Genomic DNA, 24,639 nt, shown 5'->3' on the forward strand with positions numbered 1-24,639 from the left:
ATGCTTGTCGTCCGTCCCGCGACGCCCACCGATTTCGACAGCCTGATGGAGCTGGCCGTCCTGTCGGGCCGCGGCTTCACCAGCCTGCCGGAGGACGAGCAGACCCTGCGCGCCCGCCTGGACCTGTCGCAGGCCAGCTTCAACTCCGAGGTCGCTTCGCCCGCCGCCTGGTACACCCTGATGCTCGAGGACCTGGAGGCCGGCGACGTGGTCGGCGTGGCCGGGGTCAAGGCGGGGGTGGGTTTGAAGCGGCCGCATTTCTCGTTCCGCGTCGTGACCTTGGCCCAGTCTTCTCCCACCCTGGACAAGCGGTTCGACCACCGGGCCCTGGTGCTGGTCAACGAATGCGCCGGCTGGTCGGAGGTTGGCTCGCTGTTCCTCAAACCGGAACGGCGCAAGGGCGGGGCCGGACGCCTGCTGGCCCAGTCGCGCTACATGCTGATCGGGCTGGAGCCGCAGCGCTTCGCCGAGATGGTGCTGGCCGAGCTGCGCGGCTGGTTCGACGAGGACGGCGGCTGTCCGTTCTGGGACCACGTGGCCAGCAAGTTCTTCCGGCTGGAATTCGACGAGGCCGACATGATGAGCGCCTCGACCGACGGCCAGTTCATCCTCGACTTGGCGCCGCGCCATCCGATCTATGCCGAGCTTCTGCCCCAGGCGGCCTCGGAGACCATCGGCCGGGTGCACCGCGAGGGCGAGGCGGCGCGGGCGATGCTGGAGACCGAGGGCTTCCGCTTCTCGGGCCTGGTCGACATCTTCGACGCCGGCCCGACGGTGGCGGCGCGGCGCGACGACATCAAGACGGTGCGCGAGGGCCGCCGGCTGCGGGCGCGGCTGGGCGAGGACGCCTATGGCGAGGAGGCCCTGATCTGCTCCGGCGCGGTGGCGCGTTTCCGGGCGGTGCGCGCCCCGGTGCTGATCGACGGCGAGAGCGCGATCATCGGTCGGGACGCCGCGGCGGCCCTGGGCGTCAAGGACGGTGAAATGGTGCGGGTGAAGGCATGAGCGGCGTGTTCATCGACGGCGTCTGGCGGGTGGGCGCGGGTTCCGAGGCGACCTCGGTCGATCCGACCACCGGCGAGGTGATCTGGCGCCAGGCGACCGCCGGGGCGGCCGACGTGGCGGCGGCGGTCGAGGCCGCGCGCAAGGCCTTCCCCGCCTGGGCCGACCTGCCGCGCGAAGAGCGGATCGCGATCCTGCGCCGCTACAAGGACGTGCTGGTGGCCCGCACGGCGACCTTCGCCGAGGCCCTGAGCCGCGAGACCGGCAAGGCGCTGTGGGAGACCAAGGCCGAGCTGGGCTCGATGGCCGGCAAGGTCGAGGCCTCGATCAAGGCCTATGACGAGCGCACCGGCGAACACGCCAGCGACATGGCCTTTGGCCGCGCGGTGCTGCGCCATCGGCCGCATGGCGTGATGGCGGTGCTGGGGCCGTTCAACTTCCCGGGCCACCTTCCCAACGGCCACATCGTGCCGGCCCTGCTGGCCGGCGACACGGTGGTGTTCAAGCCGTCGGAAGAAACGCCCCTGGCCGGGCAGTTGCTGGTCGAGGCCCTGGAAGCGGCCGGCGTGCCGCCGGGCGTGGTCAATCTGGTGCAGGGCGGCCGCGAGGTCGGGCAGGCGCTGATCGACCAGGAAATCGACGGTCTGTTGTTCACCGGCTCGGCCGCCGCCGGCGCCTTCTTCCGCCGCCATTTCGCCGACCGGCCGGACGTGATCCTGGCCCTGGAGTTGGGCGGCAACAACCCGCTGGTGGTCTGGGACGCGGGCGACGCCGAGGCCGTGGCGGCCCTGGTCGTGCAGTCGGCCTTCATCACCACCGGCCAGCGCTGCTCCTGCGCCCGGCGGCTGATCGTCTCGGACGACGCGGCGGGGCGGGCGGTGATCGACGCCGTGGCGGCGCTGTCGGAGCGTCTCGTGATCGGGGCGTGGAACGGCCGCGAGGAGCCGTTCATGGGGCCGCTGATCTCCGACCGCGCCGCCGCCATGGCCCTGGCCGGCGCCAAGGCCATGCCCGGCCGGAGCGTGCGCGCCATGACGGCCGTCGACGGCCTGAGCGGGGCCTTCGTCTCGCCGGGCCTGGTGGACGTGACGGGCGAAGCGGTCGCCGACGAGGAGCTGTTCGCGCCGCTGCTGCAGGTGCGCCGGGTGGGATCGTTCGACGAGGCGATCGCCGCCGCCAACGCCACGCGCTACGGGCTGTCGGCGGGCCTTATCTCCAATGAAACAGGACGTTGGGATCATTTCCTGAAGCGCATCCGGGCCGGCGTCGTCAACTGGAACCGCCCGACCACCGGCGCGGCCGGGACCATGCCGTTCGGCGGCCTGGGCAGTTCGGGCAACCACCGGCCCAGCGCCTACTACGCCGCCGACTACTGCGCCTATCCGGTAGCCAGTTTCGAGGCGCAGGACGTGGTCAATACCGTGAGCGATATCAAGGGTCTGCGGGAATGAATTCGCGTGCGGTCGAGGCCAATTGCGACGGTCTGGTCGGGCCGACCCACTCGTATGTCGGCCTGTCGCCGGGCAACATCGCCAGCCAGACCAACGCCGGCGAGGTCTCCAATCCTCGCGCCGCGGTGCTGGAAGGGCTGACCAAGATGCGCAAGCTGGCCGACTGGGGCGTGCCGCAGTTCGTGCTGCCGCCGCACGAACGGCCGGACCTGGCGCTGCTGCGGGCGATCGGCTTCTCCGGCGCCGACGCCCAGGTGCTGGAAAAGGCCTGGAAGACCGCGCCGGCCCTGGCGGCGGCGGCCTGCTCGGCCTCGCCGATGTGGGCGGCCAACGCCGCCACCGTCACGCCCAGCGCCGACACCGCCGACGGCCGCGTGCACTTCACGCCGGCCAATCTGCTGACCAACCTGCACCGCAGTCTGGAGGGTCCACAAACGGCCCGCGGCCTGCGCCGGTTGTTCCCGGACGAGGCCCGGTTCGCCGTGCACGATCCGCTATCGGCCCAGTCCCACTTCGCCGACGAGGGCGCGGCCAACCATGTGCGGCTGTGCGCCGACCATGGCGAGCCCGGGGTCAATCTGTTCGTCTGGGGCCGCGAGGCCTGGGAGCGCTGGGACGGCCAATATCCGGCCCGCCAGACACGCGAGGCCTTCGAGGCGATCGAGCGTCGCCACGGCGCGGCGCGTGGGGTCTTCGCCCGCCAGGCCAAGGCGGCGATCAACGCCGGGGCGTTCCACAACGACGTGGTCTGCGTCGGCACGCGCGACTGCCTGCTGTTCCACGAGCGCGCCTTCGAGGACCGCGCGGCGATGGAGGAGGGCGTCCGCCGCGCCGCCGGCGGCCTGTTCGAACCGGTCTTCATCGAGATCAGCGGGGCCGACCTGCCGATGGACGACCTGGTGAAGAGCTATCTGTTCAATTCCCAGCTTCTGGTCCTGCCGGGCGAGGACCGCCTGGTGCTGCTGGCGCCGGGCGAGACGCGCGACAACCCGCGGGCCCACGCGGCCGCGCAGGGCCTGGTCAGTTCAAACGGGCCGATTGGGCGGGTCGAATATGTCGATGTGCGCCAGAGCATGCGCAACGGCGGCGGCCCGGCCTGTCTGCGGCTGCGGGTGGTGCTGACCGATGCCGAGCTGGCGGCGGCCAATCGTGGCCAGCGGTTCGACGCGGCCTTGCACGAACGGCTGAACACCTGGGCCCAGCGCCACTATCGCGACCGGCTGGCGCCCGCCGACCTGACCGATCCGGCCCTGATCGTCGAGAGCCGCGCCGCGCTGGACGAACTGACCGCGATCCTCGACCTTGGCGGCGACTTCTATCCGTTCCAGCGAGCCGCCTGACCATGAGCGCCTTCACCGTCCGGCCCGCCGTTTCCGAGGACGGGGCCGGCATACTGGCCCTGCATCGCAAGGTCGCCGCCAAGCCCGGCGGCTTGGCGCGTCGGCCTGATGAGGTGACGGCCGACTATGTCGCCCACGCCATGGCGGTCGCCGACGACGGCGGCGTCAACCTGGTCGCCGTGGACACCGACGGGACGGTGTGCGGCGAGCTTCACGTCGAGCGGATGAAGGTGGCGATCTTCGCCCATGTGCTGACCGACCTGACCGTGGCGGTCGATCCGGACTGGCAGGGCAGGGGCGTCGGCTCGGCCCTGTTCCGCGCCCTGATCGAGATCGCCAGGACGATGACGCCGCCCGTCGGCCGGATCGAGCTGTGGACCGGCGCGGCCAATCTCGGCGCGCAGAGGCTCTACCAGCGGCTGGGCTTCAAGATCGAGGGGCGGATGACCGGGCGGGGACGCTACCCCGACGGGAGCGTTGACGACGACATCGTCATGGGCCTCTTGCTGGATTAGCCGCGCAACGCTGTCAGGGCCTGGGGAAAGCGTCGCGACAGGGGGGCCTCGACCGCGCCGAGCTCGACGGCGTAGTCGCCCGAGCCTTCGGGGCGCAGGCCCGTCACCCGGCCTGGATTGACCAGCCAGGAGCGATGGGTGCGCAGGAAGCCGTGCGCGGCCATCTGGATTTCCAGGGCGCTGAGCGAGGAGCGCATCAGCGGCCGCCGGCCGTCGGTCAGCAGGAACTCGGCGTAATTGCCGGCCGAACGCACCGCCAGGATCTCGGAGACGGACACCCGGACCAGACGCGCGCCGTCGCGGATGTCGAAGCTGGCCGCGGTCGACGTCGTCTGGGCCTGCTCGGCGGCCTCGCGGGCGCTGCGCCGCAGCGACAGATAGTAGATGATCGAGGCCAGGCCATAGGCCATCAGATCCTTGCGGAACTCGTAGGGGAATTCCGTGGATAGCGGTCCGAACCGATAGGGCCCGTCCATCACGGCCAGATAGGCCAGCTTCCGCAGCGCGACGAAGCCGGCGACATGCAGCACGGAATAGAGGACGACCGCCGCCAGGTGGACGGGAAGCGCCCGCCACCAGCGCGGCGCCGTGCGGGTGGTCCATATCGCCACGGCCGCGGGGATCATGAAGATCACCATGGTCACCAGCGCGCTGCTGCCTTCCCAGATGGCGGGAGCCAAGGTCCCGAGGCGCGGCGCGTCGTGGCGGATGGTCAGCACATTGACCGTGGCGATGCACCCGATCAGGCAGACGCCCAGCAGCCAGGCGCGCCCGACGCCTTGGCGTTCCTCCCCGTTCCTCCCGAAAAGCGCGCCGTTCGGCCCCGTCGGTTTTCCGTTCGTCCCTGCCGACGGCCGCCGGTCCCCGGGCGCTTGGCCCCGGGCGGCGGTCTGGGTCACGACGTTCGCATCGTTTTTCAAGCCGGACGCCCCGTCATGCCTTCGACCGCCATGCCTTCGACCGCCTCGATCCCTGACCGCCGATACGACCTCGACTGGATTCGGGTCGGCGCGTTCTTCCTGCTGATTCTGTACCACGTCGGCATGTTCTACGTGCCCTGGGAGTGGCACGTGAAGTCACCGCATCCAGTCGAGGTGCTGGAACCGCTCATGATGCTGACCAATCCGTGGCGCCTGACCCTGCTGTTCCTGGTCTCGGGCGCGGCGACCCGGTTCATGGCCGACAAGACCACGGTCGGGAAACTGACCGGCGCCCGGGCGGCGCGGCTGCTGCCGCCGTTGCTGTTCGCGGTGTTCGTGATCGTGCCGCCGCAATCCTACTACCAGGTGGTCGAGTACATCGCCGGCCATCCGGGGACCTCGCTGACGGTCGACAATTTCTGGCTCCGCTACGTGACCGCCTCGGGGCATTGGTGCAGCCCGGCCGGCTGCCTGATCACGCCGACCTACAACCACATGTGGTTCGTGGCCTACCTGTTCATCTACACCCTGGTCCTGGCCGCCCTGCTGTTGGCCTGGCGTCGCCTGGGCGAGCATCTGCAGGCCGGCGTCGAGCGCGCCTTGAAGGGCGTCGGGCTTGTTGTCTGGCCGGTCCTGTTCCTGGGCCTGCTGCGCGGCACGCTGTACGTTCGTTATGGCGAAACCCACGCCCTGGTCGGCGACTACTATGTGCACGCCGTGTCGTTCTCGGCCTTCCTGCTGGGCTTCGGCCTGGCCAAGTCCGACGTGCTGCGCGAGCGGCTGATCGCGGCGCGTTGGCCGGCCCTGGTCGTGGCGATCGGCGCCTATGCCGGTTGGGCGGCCTTCGCCTGGATCTATCGCGGCGACACGCCGATCCCGCCGACCGGCCTGAAGCTGGTCATGCGCTTCGTCCATGCCGCCGACACCTGGTGCGCCATCGTCGCCATCCTCGGCTTCGGCGCCAAACACCTGAACCGCGGCGGGCCGGCGCTGCGCTACCTGACCCTGGGCGTGTTCCCGTTCTACCTGATCCACCAGACCCTGATCGTGGTCGCGGCCCACCATCTGGCCAAGCTGGGCCTGCCCCAGCCGCTGGAAGCCGCGATCCTGATCGTCCTGACCTTCGCCGGCTGCTTCGCGACCTACGAGATCGTCCGACGCATTCCCGGGGTGCGGGTCCTGTTCGGCCTGAAAGGTCAGCCGCCCGTCGAGGCCAGCCGCCCGCCGGCCTTCGCATAGGCCTGGCTGCCGACGGTGATCACCCGGTCGGCGCTGGTGATCTCGGCGATGCCGAGGTCGCTGGCGCCGGCCAGGCGGTCATACAGCGGCCCGAAGTCGCGCAGGGTCACCTCCTGCAGCGTCTGGATCGACGGAATGACGAAATAGACCTGCTGGAAGTCGTCGATCCGGTAGGGCGTGCGCATCACCCGCTCCAGATCGAAGCCGATGCGGTTGGGGGAAGGATCGTCGAGGGCGAAGATCGACTCGGTGCGTGAGGAGACGATGCCCGCGCCGTAGATCCGCAAGCCGGCCTTGGTCTCCATCAGGCCGAACTCGACCGTGTACCAGTACAACCGGGCCAGGTTCGCCAGGCGTCCGAGGCCCAGCGCCCGCTGGCCGCCCTGGCCATAGGCCTGCATGTAGTCGGCGAACGTCGGGTCGGTCAGCATCGGCACGTGGCCGAACACGTCGTGGAAGATGTCGGGTTCCTGCAGGTAGTCCAGCTCATGCGGCTTGCGGATGAACTGGCCGGCCGGGAAACGACGATTGGCCAGGTGGTCGAAGAACACGTCGTCGGGCACCAGGCCCGGCACGGCGACCACGCTCCAGCCGGTCAGACGCTGAAGCTCCTCGTTGATCCGCTTGAAGTCGGGAATGCCCGAGCGATGCAGGTCCAGGGCGTCGAGCCCGCGCAGGAACTCGTCGCAGGCCCGACCCGGCAGCAGGGCGGTCTGGCGTTCGTAGAGCGTGATCCAGACGTCGTGCTCGGCTTGGGAATAGTTTTCCCAGCCCTGGTCGATCGTCCAATCGGCGGCGGCGCCCGGAGACGGGCCGCGGCTAAAGCCATCTGCGCTCATGAGAGGACGGTACGCCCCGTTCGCGGCAAATTTCGTTCGGAATTTGCGCGATACCGGGGTTTGTCCGGATGGACCTTGCGCCTAGTGCGAGATCCGAGGGCGAAGCTTGTAGGCGCCGTGATCGAAGCTCTCGAAGATCACCGCCGTCTGCGGGTGGCCCACCGGCTCGCCGGTTTCATCGGCCAGCAGGTTCTGCTCGGACACGTAGGCGACATAGCTGTTGTCGTCGTTCTCGGCCAGCAGGTGGTAGAACGGCTGGTCCTTGGTCGGCCGGATGTCCTCGGGAATGGAGTTCCACCATTCCTCGGTGTTGGCGAACACCGGGTCGACGTCGAACACCACGCCCCGGAAGGGGAAGATCCGGTGCCTGACCACTTGGCCGATCGCGAATTTGGCGAGTCTCGAATTCATGCCCGGCATTCTACATCGAGTCTTCTGACTGGAATCTGAACGTAGAGTTCCGTGGCCGGATGACAAGGCGAGGCCTTCCGGCGGGGGAATCTGGCCGCTATGCTCGCTCCCGAAGTGAGGCGGTTCGGTGCGAATCGTCTGCGAGACAAGGTGGAACGACCATGTCGGAGGCGCCGCGAGCGCCCGGCGCGCCTCAGCCTTCGGGCTCTGGCCGGCGCCGGCCGCCGGGCGAGCAGTCGTGCTACGCGGCGCTCGACCTGGGTACGAACAACTGCCGCCTGCTGGTGGCGACGCCTTCGCCGCGCGGCTTTCGCGTCGTCGAGGCCTATTCCCGGATCGTCCGGCTGGGCGAGGGTCTCTCCCAGACGGGACAGCTTTCGGACGAGGCCATGGACCGCTCGATGGCGGCTCTGAAGGTCTGCGCCGAGAAGATCCGCCGCCGCAAGGTGGTGCGGGTCAAGGCCGTGGCCACCCAGGCCTGCCGGGGCGCGACCAATGGTCCCGATTTCGTGCGTCGGGTGGCCGAAGAGACCGGCCTGCGGCTGCAGATCATCACGCCCAAGGAAGAGGCCCAGCTGTCGGTGGCCGGCTGCATGAGCCTGTTCGACCGCGACGCCGAGGCGGCCCTGGTGGTCGATGTCGGCGGCGGTTCGACCGAGCTGTCCTGGGTGGACCTCCAGGGCGGGGGTCTGGACAGCAAGCCGCGCCAGTTCGCGACCTGGAAGCTGCCGATCAAGGCCTGGCTGTCGATCCCGATCGGCGTGGTCACCCTGGCCGAGCGCTTTCCCGAGGGCGAGCGGGTGGAGGAGGGGTGGTTTCGGGCCATGGTCGACGCGGTCAAGGCGCGGATCGAGGCCTTCCCGCACGCCGAATCGATGCGCGGCCTGTTCGAGAACGACCGGGCCCACATGGTCGGCACGTCCGGCGCGATCACCAGCCTGGCCGGCCTCCATCTGGGCCTGCCGCGCTATGACCGCAACATCGTCGACGGCCTTTGGATGCGGCGCCACGAGTGCGAGGCGGCCGCCGATCGCCTGCTGACCCTGACCGCGAAAGAGCGGGCCTTGGAGCCCTGCATCGGGGCCGACCGAGCCGACCTGGTGCTGGCCGGGGCGGCGATCCTGCAGGCCGTTCAGGAGCTTTGGCCGTGTTCTCGCGTGCGTGTGGCCGATCGGGGGCTTAGAGAAGGTCTCCTGATGTCCCTGATGTCCGATCAGCAGAAGAAGCCGCGCCGGCGTCGGCGAGGCGGCTCTGGTCGGTCGTCCCGCCCTTCGACGGTGAACGCATGAACGACGAACCTCCCCGCAAGCGCATGGTCAAGCCGCCGGCCGGCGGCAATGACAGTGGTCGCACCAAGCCGGCGCGCCTGAAGACCGCCTTCGGCCGCACGCCCTCGCAGCAGCACTGGCTGGAGCGGCAGATCAACGACCCGTTCTCGGCCAAGGCCCGGGCCCTGGGCTATCGCAGCCGCGCGGCCTTCAAGATCAGCGAGATCGACGACAAGCACCGGTTCTTCAAGAAGGGCGCGAAGGTCATCGACCTGGGCTGCGCGCCGGGCGGCTGGCTGCAGATGGCCACCGAGCGCGGCGTGACCGACATCGTCGGCGTCGACCTGTTGCCGGTCGATCCGGTGGCGCCGGCCCATATCCTGGAGATGGACTTCACCGACCCGGCCTGTCCGCCCAAGATGCTGGAACTGCTGGGCGGCGCGCCCGATCTGGTGATGTCGGACATGGCTCCCAACACCGTCGGCCATCGCGAGACCGACCACCTGCGCATCGTCGGCCTGATCGAGATCGGCGCGGACTTCGCCATCGAGGTGCTCAAGCCCGGCGGGGCCTTCGTCGCCAAGGCCTTCCAGGGCGGCGAGACCGCCGATGTGATCGCCCGCCTGAAGAAGCACTTCAACAAGGTCGTCCACTTCAAGCCCAAGGCCAGCCGCAGCGACAGCTCCGAGGTCTTCCTGGTGGCGACGGGGTTCAAGGGCCGGTAGGCCGCGCGCTTCGCGCTCAGCCGCCGGAATTGTAACCGGCTCAGCTTGACTTCGATCGTGCTGCACCCGCGAACTGGCGGCGGGGGCGCGTTTCGGAGCGCGCATATGCAGACCTTGCGATCGGTCCAGTCCCTGCGGGCCGTGGCGGCCCTGATGGTGGTGCTGTTTCACGCCCTGTCGCGCCAGAACGTGCCGTTCGGGATCGGCGCGGCCGGCGTCGACATCTTCTTCGTGATCTCCGGCTTCATCATGTGGACGATCTCCGATCGCGAAAGCGCGCCCGGCGTGTTCCTGCGGCGGCGCCTGATCCGGATCGCGCCGCTCTACTGGCTGGTCACGCTGTTCATGGCGGCTTGCGCGATCGTGCTGCCGGGCAAGGTCTTTTCGACGCTGACGGTCGACGCCGCTTCCGTCGTCCATTCCGTGCTGTTCCTCCCGCACCGCGACCCCCAGGGTCAGATCTTCCCGGTGCTGACGCCGGGCTGGACCCTGAATTACGAGATGGCCTTCTACGTCCTGTTCGCCGCCTGCCTGTGGCTGCGACGGTCGTGGCGACTGCCCGCGATGGCGGCGGTGATGATCGCTCTGGTCGTGGCCGGACTGGCGTTCAAGCCCAGTCACCCCCTGGGCGTGACCTACACCGATCCCCTGATCCTGGAGTTCCTGGCCGGCGCGATCCTCGCCGAGGCCCGCCGGCGCGGCGCGATCGCGCCGACGCCGGTCGCGGCCGGTCTGCTGATCCTGGGCTCAGCGACCCTGGTCGCCCAGCATCTGTCCGCCGTCCAGGTCTGGCCTCTGGCCCGGCCGTTGATCTGGGGCGTCCCGGCCCTGGCGATCGTCGCGGGGGCGGTGATGCTGGAGGCGAGGGGGCGAGCCGTTGAGGCGCCGTTGCTGAAGACGCTGGGCGACGCGTCCTATTCGATCTATCTGCTGCATGGCTTGGTGGTGTCGCTGCTGTTCAAGCTGGCGGGCGGCCTGGGCGCGGCCGCGTTCTGCGCCGCGGCGGTCTTCGCTTCCTGCGCCGTCGGCTACGCCAGCTACCGCCTGTTCGAGAAGCCGTTCAGCGGGTGGCTGCGCCGCGTGACGGAGCGTCCGGACCGGGCGCGGGCCAAAACGGCTCCGATACCGGCGGTCGACCGCAACACCGCCTGACCCCGGGGCTGGCGAACTGCTTTTGCCGCTTCCCATTTGGGCCTCCCACCGCTATACCCGCGCCGCAAAATGGAGACTCCAATGGAGATTCGCGAAGGGCTCACCTTCGACGACGTTTTGCTCGAACCCGGTCCGTCAGACGTCATGCCCACCCAGGTGACGACCGAGACCAAGTTCACGCGTGAAATCAGTCTGAACATCCCGCTCGTGTCCGCCGCCATGGACACGGTCACCGAAAGCCGCCTCGCCATCGCCATGGCCCAGGCCGGCGGCATGGGCATCCTGCACCGCAACATGACGGTGGACGAACAGGCCGACCATGTGCGCGAGGTGAAGCGTTACGAAAGCGGCATGGTCATCAATCCGCTGACCATCAATCCCGACACCACCCTGGCCGAAATCCGCGAGATCAAGGCCCGCCGCAAGATTTCGGGCTTCCCGGTGGTCGAAGCCAAGAGCGGCAAGCTGGTCGGCATCCTGACCAACCGCGACATGCGCTTCGAGGGCGACGACAAGGTCCCGGCCTCGGCGTTGATGACCCGCGACAACCTGATCACGGTTTCGGAAGGCATCGATCACCGCGAGGCGCGCGAGCTGCTGCGCAAGCACAAGATCGAGCGCCTGATCGTCGTCGACGACGCCTACCGCGCCGTCGGCCTGATCACGGTCAAGGACATCGAGAAGGCCCAGGCTCACCCCCTGGCCGCCAAGGACGACAAGGGCCGGCTGCTGGTCGGCGCGGCCTCGACCGTCGGCGACGCCGGCTTCGAGCGTTCGATGGGCCTGGTGGAGGCCGGCGTCGACGTCGTCGTCATCGACACCGCCCACGGCCACTCCAGCCAGGTCGCCCAGGCGGTCTCGCGTCTCAAGCGCGAAGCCAACCGCGTCCAGATCGTGGCCGGCAACATCGCCACCTACGACGCCGCCCGCGCCCTGATCGACGCCGGCGCCGACGCGGTGAAGGTGGGCATCGGCCCGGGCAGCATCTGCACAACCCGCATCGTCGCGGGCGTGGGCGTGCCGCAGCTGACCGCCATTGCCGAAGCCGTCCGCGCGGCCCGCGAGAGCGGCACCCCGGTCATCGCCGACGGCGGCATCAAGTACTCGGGCGACCTGGCCAAGGCCATCGCGGCCGGGGCCTCGACCGCCATGATGGGCTCGATGTTCGCCGGCACCGAAGAGGCGCCCGGCGAGGTGTTCCTGTACCAGGGGCGCTCGTACAAGAGCTATCGCGGCATGGGCTCGGTGGGCGCCATGGCTCGCGGCTCCGCCGACCGCTACTTCCAGAAGGACATCACCGACAGCTTCAAGCTGGTGCCGGAAGGCATTGAAGGGCAAACGCCTTTCAAGGGCCCGATCGCCCCGGTGCTGCACCAGCTGGTCGGCGGCCTGCGGGCGGCCATGGGCTATGTCGGCGCGCCCGACATCGCCGAGTTCCAGAAGCGGGCCCGCTTCGTGCGGATCACCGGCGCCGGCCTGCGTGAAAGCCACGTCCACGACGTGATGATCACACGGGAAGCGCCGAACTATCCGAGCGCGGTCTAGGCCGTGCGGATGGCCCTCGAACTTCAGATGCTGGGCTGCGCCGTCTTGATCGGCCTGGTCCATCTGCTCTGGGCGGCCGCGGCCGCCCAGCCGCAGCGCGGTCTGAAGTGGAACATCGGGCCTCGCGACACGCCGATCGTATTGACGGGAATGGCGGGGCGCCTCGAACGCGCCTTCGCCAATTTCCGCGAGACCTTCCCGTTCTTCGCCGCCGCCGTCCTGGTCGCCTATCTGGGCGGTCGGCTCGGCATGCTCTCGGCCCATGGCGCGGTGCTCTATGTCGGGGCGCGGGCGGTATACATTTTCCTCTACGCCTTCGGCGTGCCGGTCGCCCGGTCGCTGGTGTGGCTCGCTTCCCTGATCGGCATCTGCCTGATCCTGGCGGCCTTGGTGATCTGAAAGCAAAAATGCGCGACGGCGGCAGACTAGCAGCGGCGATCGAGGTCCTCACCGAGATCGAGACGCGTCATTTCCCCGTACGGATGGCGCTGAAGCGCTGGGGCGAGAGCGCCCGGTACGCGGGTTCAAAAGATCGCGCCTTCGTCTCGGGTCTGGCGCTGGACGCCCTGCGCCGCAAGCGCTCGCTGGGCTGGATGATGGGCGACGACAGCCCGCGCGGCGTGGTGCTGGGCGTGCTGGCCCAGGACTGGAAGTGGCCGATCGACCGCATCGCCGAGGCGGCCGGCGAGGAGCATGGCCCAGGCGGCCTGACCGACGCCGAGCGCGAACGCATCGCCTCGCCCAGGTCCCTGGCCGACGCTCCGACGCCCGTGGCCGGCGACTATGCCGACTGGCTGGAGCCGCATCTGGCCCGCGCCCTGGGCGCTGATCATCGGGCCGAGATGGCCGCCCTGGCCGAGCGCGCGCCCGTCGACCTGCGCATCAACCTGCTGAAGACCGACGTCGAGCGCGGCGCCAAGGCCGTGGCCCTGATCGGGGCCGAGCCGGCCGGCGTGCTGGACACCGCCTTCCGCATTCCCGCGCCCGGCGCCGCCGACCGTGCGCCGTCGGTCGAGGCCGTGCCGGCCTTTTCCAAGGGCTGGTTCGAGGTCCAGGACCTGGGCTCGCAGATCGCCGCCGCCACGGCGGGGCTGATCAAGGGCAAGCAGGTGCTCGACTTCTGCGCCGGGGGCGGGGGCAAGACCCTGGCGCTGGCCGCCGCCATGGGCAACAGCGGCCAGATCTACGCCCACGACAGCGACGCCCGCCGTCTGGCCGACACCATCCGCCGGAGCCAACGCGCCGGGGTCCGCAACCTGCAGATCCGCTCGCCGATCGAGGGCGAACCGCTGAAGGGGCTGGAGGGCAAGCTGGACCTGGTGTTCGTCGACGCCCCGTGCACCGGCTCGGGCACCTGGCGCCGCCACCCGGACGCCAAGTGGCGGCTGTCGCCCGACCAACTGGCCAAGCGCCAGATCGAGCAGGACGCGGTCCTGGCCGACGCCGCCGACTTCGTGAAGCCGGGCGGCCGCCTGATCTATGTCACCTGTTCGCTGCTGGCCGAGGAGAACGAGGACCGCGTGGCGGCCTTCGTCGAGCGTCATCCGGGGTTCTCGGTCAAGCCGATCACCCTGGCCGGCGTCGAGCAGCACCTGACGCCCGAAGGCTATTTGCGTCTGACCCCCCATAGCGCCGGCACCGACGGCTTCTTCGCCGCCGTGATCGAGCGCGGGTCCTACGCGCCCTAGGAGCCCGCCCGACCGGTTCGCGGTCGGGACAAGAGGGCTCGCCCAAAAGAGATTGCTCCCGACAGGGAGGCCGAACCGAAACGACACGCTGGAGAGCCTTTGCCGATGACGACCGAAACCCACCACCAGCGTGTTCTGATCGTCGATTTCGGCAGCCAGGTGACCCAACTGATCGCGCGCCGGGTGCGCGAGGCCGGCGTCTATTGCGAGATCCATCCGTTCGACAAGGCCGAGGCCATGGTCGACGACTACGCCCCCAGCGCCATCATCCTGTCGGGCGGTCCGGCCAGCGTGCTGGAGGCCGACAGCCCGCGGATCGGGACCAAGCTGTTCGACCTGGGCGTGCCGATGCTGTGCGTCTGCTACGGCGAGCAGTTGCTGTGCGACGTGCTGGGCGGCAGGGTGGAGGGCGGCCACGCCGGCGAGTTCGGCCGCGCCGAACTGACCATCGGCAAGAACAGCCCGCTGTTCCAGGGGCTGGCCGACATCGGCGGGCTGGAAACCGTCTGGATGAGCCACGGCGACCGCGTCACCGCCATCCCCGAAGGTTTCGAGGTGATCGCCACCTCGACCGGCGCCCCGTTCGCCGCCATCGCCGACGACACGCGCAAGATCTACGGCGTGCAGTTCCACCCCGAGGTCGTGCACACGGTCAACGGTTCGAAGATCTACCGCAATTTCCTGTTCAACATCGCCGGCCTGAAGGGCGACTGGACCATGGCGGCGTTCCGCCAGGAGATGGTCCAGAAGATCCGCGACCAGGTCGGGACCGGCAAGGTGATCTGCGGCCTGTCGGGCGGCGTCGACAGCTCGGTGGCCGCCGTGTTGATCCACGAGGCGATCGGCGCCCAGCTGACCTGCGTGTTCGTCGACACCGGCCTGCTGCGCAAGAACGAGGCCGACCAGGTCGTCACCCTGTTCCGCGACCACTACAACATCCCGCTGATCCACGTGGACGCCGGCGACATGTTCCTGGGCGAGCTGGCCGGGGTCAGCGATCCGGAGACCAAGCGCAAGACCATCGGCCGCCTGTTCATCGAGGTCTTCGACAAGGAGGCCGCCAAGATCGAGGGCGCGGCGTTCCTGGCCCAGGGCACGCTCTATCCGGACGTGGTCGAAAGCGTCTCGGCCCGCGGCGGCCCGTCGGCGGTGATCAAGAGCCACCACAATGTCGGCGGCCTGCCGGACTTCATGAAGCTGAAGCTGGTCGAGCCCCTGCGCGAACTGTTCAAGGACGAGGTCCGCGCCCTGGGCGTCGAGCTGGGCCTGGCCCCGGCCTTCGTCGGCCGCCATCCGTTCCCCGGCCCGGGCCTGGCCATCCGCATCCCGGGCGACATCACGCCCGAGAAGGTCAAGGTGCTGCAGGACGCCGACGCCATCTATCTGGAAGAGATCCGCAACGCCGGCCTCTACGACAAGATCTGGCAGGCCTTCGCCGTGCTGCTTCCCGTCAAGACGGTCGGGGTGATGGGTGACGCCCGCACGTACGAGAACGTCCTGGCCCTGCGCGCGGTCACCTCGACCGACGGCATGACCGCCGACTTCTTCGAATTCCCCTGGGACGTGCTGGGCAAGACCGCCACCCGGATCATCAACGAGGTCCGCGGCGTCAACCGCGTGGTCTACGACGTGACCTCCAAGCCGCCCGGCACGATCGAGTGGGAATGATTCAGGGCCCTTTCGGACCTTCGCGATGCGATATAAGTCATTGAGATAAAATGTGTTCCGGCTTCCTGATGATCGGCGACCCTCAGGGAGGGCCGGTTCAGGCTTCATTGCCCGCGACACCGCCATGTCCCGGTCCCAACCACGCCGATCGCACGGTCGTGGCGATAGGATTCAGTTCGCCGGCTCGACCGCAGCTGTAGCCGGAACCGCGGCTGGCGGGATCGGCGCCGTGCGGACGTCGAGCGCCGCCCGGAGAGCCCGGCCCTGCGGTCCGCCGCGGATTTCATGCGAAAATGATCAAGGCGGCGAGCCTGGGGCGAGCATGGGTCGTCCCATGCTCGCCGCGTGGCGGTTAGTGGGGCTGTCGGAACTTTCTGTCCACGCACACGCCGCCGGGATCGGCGGGACCTGGCAAGCGTACAATCATCTGACGGCCTCTTTGAGGAAAGAACCGGCATAGGATCGGGCCTTCGGTCCCCCCGTTCTCCGCCCAGTAGACCACGCCCGCGCCGGTCACCGCGATGTTGGTGGAGATCGCCGGCGTGTCGCACAGGGGCTCTTCCTTCAAGCCGCCCGAAGCGTCGAGCGTCGCCTTGATCAGCTTGCCGGCGGAAACGAAATAGAGCTGGCCGCTCTCGTCCAGATCGAAGGCGCTGACGTTGTCGCGGATCTCACCCACGGCGGCCCAGTCGGGCGTCGGCGTGGCGATTAGCTCGCGGTTGCGGCTGAAGAGGCGGCCATCCTTGGCCAACATCAGCAGGCCCGCGCTGGGCGCGTAGCGAAACTGCGCGCCCCTGACGTCGGCGTCGCCGATCCAATCGCTGAGTTTGACAGGCGGCGCGTCGGTCGGATTCAGCGGCACGCCTCCGCGGAAATCCTGGCCGGGGGCCGTGATGCTCCACCCGCCGCCGCTTGGATTGGACGATACGGCGAAGAGCCATTGCTGGTAGGCGAAGATGGCCAGGACGCTGGTCAGCCCTTCGGGCGGCTGATCGGGGTTCTGGAAGTCGACGAGGTACAGGCCGCCGTTCGGATCCTCCCATACCGCGAGCGGCAGCTCTTCGAAGGTCAGCGCCAACTGCCGCATGGTCAGGCCGGTCATCGGCGGTACGGCCATCATGTTCTGGAGGCGGTCGTCGTTGCCGGTCCACAGACATTGCCCCGCGGAAATCCATACGGGATCGCCATAGCCCTGATCGAGGGCCACACGGGCGTGAGCTGTCGCCGGACCATTCAAGCCTTGGGCCGTAAGGGTGTAGGTCGTGGTCATGGGCGGTGTGACGACGAAGGTTCCGGACAGTATCGCGTCACCTGGCGGGGTCATTGACGGACCGCCGGGCGTGATGGCCGCGCTGGCCGCATTGGTCGTCGTATAGGACAGCGTCGCCGAGGCGCCAGGCGCGATGGTGCAGTCGGATGGCGACAGTTCGGCCGATACGGGCCCCATGGTCACGTCCAGCGCCGCCTGGGCCGGCGAATCCGGAACCACGAGTTTGAGCGTGTACTGGCTGTAGGTCTGTGTTGGCGTGAAGGTCAGTTCGCCCAGGCTGGGAAGATTGGCTTTCCACAGGATCGATTGGCCTTGCGCGTCGACGCCGGTGATGGTGACAGGTTGCGGAAAGGCGTCGGGAACGCCCCAGCAGTGCCAGCTCAGCGTGACCGGCTCGCCCTGGTAGATGACGACCGGTGCTGGCGCGGCTTGGATCGGAGCATCGACCGGCGTGGCCTGGAAACTGCCGACCACCGGCCATGGCGGCGATTTGTTGATGTTGACCGGAATGAACCCGTCTTCCTGGCCGGGAATGTCGCGGTAGGCGACGATCATGGTCGTGGCGAAGGGCGGCAGGCTCGACACGAGATTATCGATCGTGACGATCACCGATTCCAGGTTTTCGAAACGACCCGTCGGCTTCAGGCGCCATTGCGCCGTGCTGGTGTCGGCCTCGAGGGTCCATTCGACCACGCCGTCGCCGGAAACCTTGAAGACCGCCGCCGCCGCCTGCTCGTCGGTGCAAAGCGCGTCGTAGCGCCACGGCGCGTAGGCGTCGCCGACGGTCACGAAGCTGATCAGGAAATGCGGCGCCGCGCCCGCCGCGGAGGCGTCCAAAGGCGGTCCGAGGTTCTTCAGGCTGAAGGCCAGGCGGTTGATGATCGGGTCGGGCGGTGTCGGCGGCGGCGGGACGGGCGGGCTTTCGTTGGCCACCTTGAGCGCCTCCAGGGCGTCGTCATAGGCGGCGTTCGCCCCATCGGCTTGCGGTTCGGCGACCTGTAGTTGCGCCTTCAACTGGTCGAGTTCATCCGATCGATCCTGCAACGCCTCGGTGTCGGCCTTGTAGGTTCCGATGTCGACGATCGGGTTGCCGTTCTGCTGATCGGCGTCGACCTTCTGCATCGCCGCCGTCGCGGCCGCCTCGGCCTTATCGATCTGATCCTTCAGCGCCTCTATCTTGTCGGTCAGGGGTTGAAGCGCCGCCTCGGCGTCGTCCGCCGCCTTTTGCGCCGCGATTCTGGGGTCGACGGGCCACGGGACCGGGGGCGCCGTCACCGCCACGTCTCCGCCAGCGGCCCGATCCGCCATCGGCCCGCCAGCCCACGCCCCCCAGTTGATCTCGAACAGCGGCGTGGTCGGTCGAGGCGCGAGGGATTTTCGGGGTTCCAACGAAAGGGCCCGCCCATCGAACGGGACGGGTGTGAGCACACCGGCCGCGTCGCTCTGAAGACCTTTCCAGGCGACGGTCAGCAAAAGGTTGGCGAAATCAAAATCGGCTGGCGCGGCGAAGCCGGTGATGTCGATTGTCAGCAACTGGCCCGGCGTCAGCGGCGGCGCGGCGTTGTCCGCGGTCAGCAGCCAGCCGCCATGGCTGACACTGGCTGTAAAATGCGGCGCGGTGACCACCACCTTGGAGGTGTCGACGGTGACATTGGCGCCAAACTGGAGCTCCAACAGCGCTCCGGCGGGAAACTGCATCGTCGCCGTCGATGTGGTGGTCAGGTCGACCTGAAGGTGATTGACCGTCCCCAGCAGCAGGACCGCGGCCTGGTTGGGGTCGCCCATGTTTCGAGCGTGGGCTGAAAGAAGTCCGTACGTACCGCTCATTGGGAAATATCCTCGCGGACCAGAACGGCCCAGCCTTCTTCAAGTCGTTGGGGGTCGTATGAGGTGCGAGCCCGGTCGTTCGGCGGGGGCGCGGTCGGGCGCTCGGTCCAGGCTTGGTTCACGGGCGTGCGCCAACGCCATTCCCACCCCGGAAGGCGGGGAAGGGGCGTGGCCAGGGCGTCTTGCGGAAACAGCATGGGCCCGGCGTAGAACGACACGGACAGACGTGACAGCGCGGGCGCATAGAGGTCGGCGGGAACCGAAATGGCTTTCACCGGCAGCACGCCGGAAACGCAGTGAACCTGGGCGCGCGGGTCGATCAGCATCGCGATGGTCACGGGTTTGTCCTGCGCCGCCACCTCGATCACCGAGGTGGGCAAGACCAGGTCTCCGGTCTCGGCCGCGGGCGAGTGGCACTGAGAATAGCCGTCGGTGTCGGTTAGAAAATATGCGGCGAGCCCGTCGTCGGCCTCCTTGAAGTCCCCGACCCGCACCGGCACCCGAACGGCGCGCAGCCCCCGGTCGTCGCGATCGCCGTTCCAGGACGGTTGCCCGGCGGCGTCGATCGCCGCTTGCAGCGCAAGCCAATTTTGATCGGCCGCGGGGCCGCCCTTCAGTTCCAAGGACAGCCGTGCTCGGACCAACGCCAGCGGGCGACCCACCAGCATGGCTGGACCGCTGGACGGGTCGGGCGGAATGATGCTGCCGGACGCCCGATCGATGGTTCTGAGCAAGCTCGCCAGATAGCCTCCGCCGCCGCCGAGCACGGCCTTGGCGAAGGCGTTCAGGTCGGGGTCGAGAACGTCGCCGTCGATGGGCGCGTTGTCGGGCTCCAAAGGCGCTCCCGCCTGTGGCGCGGGCCGCCAGTGCGCCTGCCCGCCGTCGCCAGACGCCTTGAGCGAGCCCAAGGCCTTCCCCTCGGCGTCAAACAACACCAGCGCGTTGTCGAACAGGTCCGGCACGACCCATCCGCAGATAGGGCTGGCGGCGGGATGTCCGTTGGCCTCCACGTCGGTGGAGCCCGCGGCCAGCCAGCGGAACTGCAGGCGCGCGGGCTGGGTGATCCGAGGCGGAAGGACCACGCTGCCGTCCGGCCGCTTGAAGGCGTTCGCCCAGACGACGCGCGAAGTATCCACCGCGACCTCACGGCCGAACACGTCGACGACCGACAGACTCGGCAGGGTGACAAAACCGGATCGAAGTCCGGCGTAGGGTCTTGAGCCGTCCGGAGCCACGCCGTCGAAATCGCCGACGGCGTCGGCGATGTTCTGCGCCAGGGGGAGCATGGGCTCCAGAGGGTCGACGATGTTCAGCTGCAGGGTCTGCTCACGCGTCAACAGACCCTGGTGAAAGCCGCTGGCGCTCTGGGCCATCAGCGACGCCTGCTTCAGGCCGGCGGTCAAGGCGGCCAGTTCCGCATCTCCGTTGCCGACCGTGGCGGCCGCGGCCTTCATGGCGGTGAGCAGATCGTTCGTGGCCCGCGACGACAGCGGCGTGAAACCGCTGTAGCTGCTCACGTCCAGAGGGTTGGTGATGGTGTTCAGGAGTTGCAGGTCCACCTGATCGTCATCGAGCACGTGCTGCTGGACAAGGAATTCGGGGGACAATTGCTCGGGCGCGCCATCGCTGCCCGTCGAGGCGACACGCCCGTAGTTCAGGGTCCAGCGCATCAGCAAGGGAACCCAGTCGGGCTGACCGCCGTCCGTGCGAGCCATGGCGGGCGCCGGCAGGCCGCTTATGGCATTTTGCGCCTGGGTCGGTCCGGCCGGATCCATCGCCAGCGCGGTCGCGCGGGTTTGGGCCGAGAAGGCGGGCGACAAGAAGTCGAAACGACCGTCAAGGAGCAGCGCTTCGACCATCAAGGCGTTGGCGGCTTCGGCGGCGCCGGATTCCAATCGGGAGAAGTCGCGTCGGACGAGGACCTGCAGCGTGATGGGCGGTTGGCCGACGGGCGCGGGATTGAGGATGTTGGAAAGGGAACGACAAGGCAGGTAACCGTCGGCGGTCAGGTCTTCGGGTCTGCCGTCCCGCTGGGCCGGCGCCGCGCCAGGTCCATTGAGCAGGATCACCGGATCGGCGGGTTTCCAGAAGCGCGGCGCGGGGCTGCGCTTGAGCCTTAGCGTCGGCGCGAGGCCCTTGGCCACGGCGCCGTATGCGCTGACCACCGCGGCGGCCAGGCTCGTCGCGCCGGCGTCGGGCGCGGACACTCCGTCGTTGCCGATGGCGTCGGCGCTGTAGGCCAGGGTTCCCGAAGCGGCGACCTGGGCGGCCAGCAGGTTCTGCTGGGTCGCGAGAAAGTCGCCCAGGCTTTCAAGCGTCACGCGCGGCGCAATGCTCCAAGGCGGATTGTCGCCAACGCGTTGGTCGGTCAGCAACTGGCGGCGGTACCAGTCGAAGAACAGTTGCTGCTTCAACGTGGATATGGCGTCCGCGGCGTCGTCATAGGCCCGCTGTTGCTGGTTCAGCACGGACAGGGCATGCGCGGCCCCGGCGGAGAGCACGGCTTCCTGTGCTTGTCCCGCCGCGTCCTGAACCGAGGTTGTCGACGCCCGTTCGTCGATCACGCTCCACTGCCAGCCGCCGTGTTCCGACCCGAAGGCGCGGCGGTGCAGCTCGGACTTCAGCTTTCCAACCCAGCCGGTTTGCCCATACAGACGCTGATAGAGCCCCGCTTGCACCGCATTGAGCGCGAACTCCGCGTCGGCGACGTTCACCAAGGCTGGGTCGGCGGCCATCAGGGCGGACAGCGCCTGGGCGGCGGTCTGGCCGATCGCCACTTGGGGAGATGGCGGCATGGGCGCGATATCGCCGGTAGGACCCCATCGCAATCCATAGATCGCACCGGAAAACAGCGCGCGGGACGGCGGATCGCCGGTGAAGCGCCACTTCAGGTCATTGGTCTTGCCGTCGACGGCGAGGCCGGCCAACGGGTCCCTCTGGCTCTGCGCGAACCAGCCGACGATCACATAGGTCAGTTGATGCGGCTGGTTGAGCAGGTCGACCGGCGTGGTCGCGCCCGCCGCTCCGCCGTCGACCTGGCCCAGCGTGGCCTGAAAGTCGTCATTGAAGGCGAAGACGTTCGCGCAGTTTGGGGCGTAGGCGGCGAACAGCGGATCGCCGTAGCCAACGGCGGTGAGGGGCGTGTTCGTGAGCGACGCGAAGCTGCCGGCTGCGGGATTTTCCTGCCAGGCGTCATAATCGGTCCAGCGGCCCATGTAGCGGAAGAACTGACCTTGATCGCCGTCCAGGAACGGCATCGAGGCGCTGTCGGATTGCCCCGCCTTTTCCAGACGGTCGCTTTCCAGCACCCACGACTTCAGTTGCGGCGGAGCGCCTTCCGTCAGCGAAAGGACCCGGGTCACCAGCCATCGGTTTGGCGCGGCCGGAAACCCGATTGGACCAGCGCCGGCAGGGCCGGTTCCGTGGCGCAATGCGGCCGGCAGGGCCCAATGCAGGCGCACGCCGACCGAGCAGGTGGTGGATTCGTAGCGTCCGACGCCGTCCGCGAGATAGGGCGCGTCGCCCTTGAGCACGCCGTTCTCATAGGCGGGAAAGGCGGAAAAGTCCGACGAGGGGCCGACGAAGGATTGGGCGGCGTCGTTCACGCACAAGGCGCGCACGTTGATGGGGACGATGAGCGGCTCGGTCATGACGTACTCGAGGGAGGGGCGACTTGCCCGAAGGTGACCATATCGACGCCCTCGACCATGATCAGGGCGAACTCGGCGGAGGTGAAGGCCGCGGGGGCCAGGGCGCCGCTGGCGCTCGATGCCAGGGCGCTCATGTCCAAGGCGGCTCCGGGCGACCGCCACGGAAGCGGGGACGGGATCGTCGCGGACTGGGTTCCGACCGGCGCGGCGGCCCCCGTGACTGGGTTTCGCAGGTTCTTGAAGAGGCGGCGAAGATCGATGCCGGCGGGATCGGCGGCAGGCGCGGTTTCGTCGATGTCGAATCCGAAGTGCATCGCTTCTGGCGGTTCATGTAGATCCAGGCCGGCGATGACGCCCTGGCACAGACAGAACAACACATCGTCCGACAGGCGTTCGTATCGCACGACGGTCAGGGGGCTGTTGTCCGCGGCGCGCGCGTTCACCTCCATGCCGGGCCAAATCTTGACCGCTCTCGATCGCAGCAGGAATCCGCTGGCGGTGAGGGGCGGCGCGCCGGCCGATGGCCCCACCGGACTATCCCCGGCTTGAGACAGGTCGCCGGTGACCGCGTCGCCGAGGCTGACCGCGCCGTCGACCAAGGCGTCGATCCAGTTTGGATCGAGATGGAAGAAACGGATGGATTCCGGGGGAAGCATGGCTTCCTGCGGAACCAGGTAGTTGAACGGGACGCCGTGCAATCCTCGCAGACGCTCCAGCCACGCGACCACCTCGGGCGGCGGGGCGTTCGATGGCGTCGCGCCCAGAGAGGTCGCGATGAACGCGACAGGAGACGGGGCGGGCGGGGGCGACCCCAGCAAGGCCGAAACCGCCACCTTCATCATCGCGCCGACCGCGTCGCCTAGCGCGGCGGCGCGCGGCGCCCCCGACAACTGGGGCGTGGTGTCGATCCCCAGCGCCGCGTCGAGTATGTCATGTTCGGCCGCCGCGACGGCGGCGCGGCTGGTCGCGTGCTTCCATCGAAAGAGACGGTCGGCGAAGATCTGATCCTGCAGGCCCAGCAGACGCCCGAGCTGCCAGGCCGCTGCGTAGGAAGCATCCAACAGGCCGGTCGCGGGATCGAACCGCAGAGCGGCGTCAGCGCTGCCTAGGGGGCACTGGGCGGCCAAGGTGCGCGGCACTTGGTAGGGCGCCAGCGGTCCTCTGTACCAGGAGGCGGTTCTGCCGCCGTCGCGCAGGCGATGGTCTAGTCCGACGTAGCCCATGGCCATCGCGGCGGCGACGATTGGCCCCGGAGCGGCGTCAGCCCTGATCGGCAGGCTGAAGGACAGCCAGGGTTGAAGTTGCTGTATGACGTCGGTGAAGGTCTGGGGCTCGAGCTGAGTGTCAAAGCTCCATTGATAGAGGGAGGCCAACCTGATCGTCTTGGGCGCGGACGCGCCCGTCGACTCCGCCCCGCCGGGGAGATGGTTTTCCAAACCCTCGAGACTGACCAAATGGACGGTCGATTTCTTGCCGGCCTTGGGCAGCCGGTTGGCCATCAGGACAGAGTATTCGCCGCCCGGGGGCGCATCGGGATCCGCGCTGGGTTTTTGTCCCGAAACCACGCGGACGCTCGCCAGCCATTTCAGGTCCTGCAGGCTCGGTGCGATGCTCAGAAAAAGACCGTAGTCGATGTCGAGCGCCGCGCAGGGGTCGTTGATCGACTGTCCGAACTCCAAGCCGTCCGCGAGCGGGTACGACACGACGCCGTCGCCAGGGGTCACCAACCCAGACACGGTCGTCGCTGTCAGGACAGGCTGCGGGTCATCCTGGTCGAACACCAGCAGAGCCAACCAGCTTGGCACGTCCGCGCCGTCGACGGGAGCCGCCGGCGCCAGCTGGGGCGACCGGATCCAAGGCAGCGACGGACGCGAGAACACCAGGTGCGGCAAGACGTTGAGAAACTCGCCCTGCGCGTGAGACGGCGGAAATGTCGAGTCGACGTCGGTCGGATTGAGCTGGAAGCGCTCGCCGGCGACATAGAACTGCGTGGTCGTCGAGAAGGTTTGACCGCCGTCGGGCGCGGAAAGCGCATGGTTGACGATGATCTGGTACTCACCGCTCTCGAACCCCGGAAGTCGATGCTGGATGAAGCGCACCTGGCCGGGTTGAAGTGTCGTGTCCGCCAT

General features: G+C 68.4%; 18 protein-coding genes. 12 read left to right on the forward strand and 6 right to left on the reverse strand.

Features of this window, described 5'->3' with window-relative positions:
• Genes ASD21_RS02900 through ASD21_RS02915 form a run of 4 tightly spaced genes read left to right on the forward strand, consistent with a single transcriptional unit; the run spans position 1 to position 4,308 of the window.
• Positions 1–1,005 (forward strand): arginine N-succinyltransferase, encoded by a 1,005-nt coding sequence (locus tag ASD21_RS02900; protein WP_056436518.1) that lies wholly within the window; start codon positions 1–3, stop codon positions 1,003–1,005.
• Entirely contained in the window at positions 1,002–2,453 is a 1,452-nt protein-coding gene (gene astD / locus ASD21_RS02905; protein WP_056436521.1) for a succinylglutamate-semialdehyde dehydrogenase, read from the forward strand. The genes ASD21_RS02900 and astD overlap by 4 nt, the downstream gene beginning before the upstream one ends.
• A complete protein-coding gene (astB, locus tag ASD21_RS02910) occupies positions 2,450–3,793 on the forward strand; it encodes an N-succinylarginine dihydrolase (RefSeq protein WP_056436524.1) in 1,344 nt (447 codons plus the stop codon). The genes astD and astB overlap by 4 nt, the downstream gene beginning before the upstream one ends.
• 2 nt (positions 3,794–3,795) lie before the next feature.
• Positions 3,796–4,308 carry a GNAT family N-acetyltransferase gene (locus ASD21_RS02915; protein WP_056436527.1) on the forward strand — a complete coding sequence of 171 codons (513 nt, stop codon included), beginning with the start codon at positions 3,796–3,798 and terminating at the stop codon, positions 4,306–4,308.
• Here ASD21_RS02915 and ASD21_RS02920 read toward each other — a convergent pair.
• The gene (locus tag ASD21_RS02920) at positions 4,305–5,207 is read right to left on the reverse strand and encodes a LytTR family DNA-binding domain-containing protein (protein WP_235524824.1); all 903 of its coding nucleotides are present in this window, start codon (positions 5,205–5,207) and stop codon (positions 4,305–4,307) included. The genes ASD21_RS02915 and ASD21_RS02920 overlap by 4 nt on opposite strands.
• Before the next feature lie 36 nt (positions 5,208–5,243).
• Here ASD21_RS02920 and ASD21_RS02925 point away from each other — a divergent pair, with 36 nt between their 5' ends.
• Positions 5,244–6,467 (forward strand): acyltransferase family protein, encoded by a 1,224-nt coding sequence (locus ASD21_RS02925; RefSeq protein ID WP_235524825.1) that lies wholly within the window; start codon positions 5,244–5,246, stop codon positions 6,465–6,467.
• Here ASD21_RS02925 and phhA read toward each other — a convergent pair.
• Together phhA and hspQ are read right to left on the reverse strand one after the other, a co-directional pair.
• Positions 6,425–7,306 (reverse strand): phenylalanine 4-monooxygenase, encoded by an 882-nt coding sequence (gene phhA / locus ASD21_RS02930; RefSeq protein ID WP_056436534.1) that lies wholly within the window; start codon positions 7,304–7,306, stop codon positions 6,425–6,427. The two genes, ASD21_RS02925 and phhA, sit on opposite strands and share 43 nt — an antisense overlap.
• 81 nt (positions 7,307–7,387) lie before the next feature.
• Positions 7,388–7,717 (reverse strand): heat shock protein HspQ, encoded by a 330-nt coding sequence (gene hspQ, locus ASD21_RS02935; protein ID WP_056436813.1) that lies wholly within the window; start codon positions 7,715–7,717, stop codon positions 7,388–7,390.
• 161 nt (positions 7,718–7,878) lie between these two features.
• On the opposite strand from hspQ, the gene ASD21_RS02940 reads away from it, so the two are divergent.
• The 7 genes from ASD21_RS02940 (at position 7,879) to guaA (ending at position 15,763) form a co-directional block, all read left to right on the forward strand.
• Complete coding sequence (locus tag ASD21_RS02940; protein ID WP_056436537.1) at positions 7,879–9,006, forward strand: Ppx/GppA phosphatase family protein; 1,128 nt, start codon at positions 7,879–7,881, stop codon at positions 9,004–9,006.
• Entirely contained in the window at positions 9,003–9,710 is a 708-nt protein-coding gene (locus tag ASD21_RS02945) for an RlmE family RNA methyltransferase (protein WP_056436542.1), read from the forward strand. The genes ASD21_RS02940 and ASD21_RS02945 overlap by 4 nt, the downstream gene beginning before the upstream one ends.
• Positions 9,711–9,815: 105 nt before the next feature.
• The gene (locus tag ASD21_RS02950; protein ID WP_056436545.1) at positions 9,816–10,862 is read left to right on the forward strand and encodes an acyltransferase family protein; all 1,047 of its coding nucleotides are present in this window, start codon (positions 9,816–9,818) and stop codon (positions 10,860–10,862) included.
• Between the two features lie 81 nt (positions 10,863–10,943).
• Positions 10,944–12,407, forward strand: coding sequence for an IMP dehydrogenase (guaB, locus tag ASD21_RS02955; RefSeq protein ID WP_056436548.1), 1,464 nt, complete (start codon positions 10,944–10,946; stop codon positions 12,405–12,407).
• A gap of 3 nt (positions 12,408–12,410) precedes the next feature.
• Positions 12,411–12,806 (forward strand): MAPEG family protein, encoded by a 396-nt coding sequence (locus tag ASD21_RS02960; protein ID WP_056436551.1) that lies wholly within the window; start codon positions 12,411–12,413, stop codon positions 12,804–12,806.
• Positions 12,807–12,814: 8 nt separating this feature from the next.
• Positions 12,815–14,095, forward strand: a complete 1,281-nt coding sequence (locus tag ASD21_RS02965; RefSeq protein ID WP_056436554.1) for an RsmB/NOP family class I SAM-dependent RNA methyltransferase — start codon at positions 12,815–12,817, stop codon at positions 14,093–14,095.
• Positions 14,096–14,200: 105 nt separating this feature from the next.
• Positions 14,201–15,763, forward strand: a complete 1,563-nt coding sequence (guaA, locus tag ASD21_RS02970) for a glutamine-hydrolyzing GMP synthase (protein WP_056436555.1) — start codon at positions 14,201–14,203, stop codon at positions 15,761–15,763.
• A gap of 352 nt (positions 15,764–16,115) precedes the next feature.
• On the opposite strand, the gene ASD21_RS02975 is transcribed toward guaA, so the two are convergent.
• Genes ASD21_RS02975 through ASD21_RS02985 form a run of 3 tightly spaced genes read right to left on the reverse strand, consistent with a single transcriptional unit; the run spans position 16,116 to position 24,639 of the window.
• Entirely contained in the window at positions 16,116–18,818 is a 2,703-nt protein-coding gene (locus ASD21_RS02975) for a hypothetical protein (protein ID WP_056436558.1), read from the reverse strand.
• A 38-nt stretch (positions 18,819–18,856) separates the two neighbouring features.
• Positions 18,857–22,510, reverse strand: a complete 3,654-nt coding sequence (locus ASD21_RS02980) for a hypothetical protein (protein WP_056436561.1) — start codon at positions 22,508–22,510, stop codon at positions 18,857–18,859.
• The gene (locus ASD21_RS02985; RefSeq protein WP_056436563.1) at positions 22,507–24,639 is read right to left on the reverse strand and encodes a hypothetical protein; all 2,133 of its coding nucleotides are present in this window, start codon (positions 24,637–24,639) and stop codon (positions 22,507–22,509) included. Before ASD21_RS02985 ends, ASD21_RS02980 begins: the two co-directional genes overlap by 4 nt.

The organism is Caulobacter sp. Root1455 (assembly GCF_001426905.1).
In the GTDB taxonomy this organism is placed as follows: domain Bacteria; phylum Pseudomonadota; class Alphaproteobacteria; order Caulobacterales; family Caulobacteraceae; genus Caulobacter.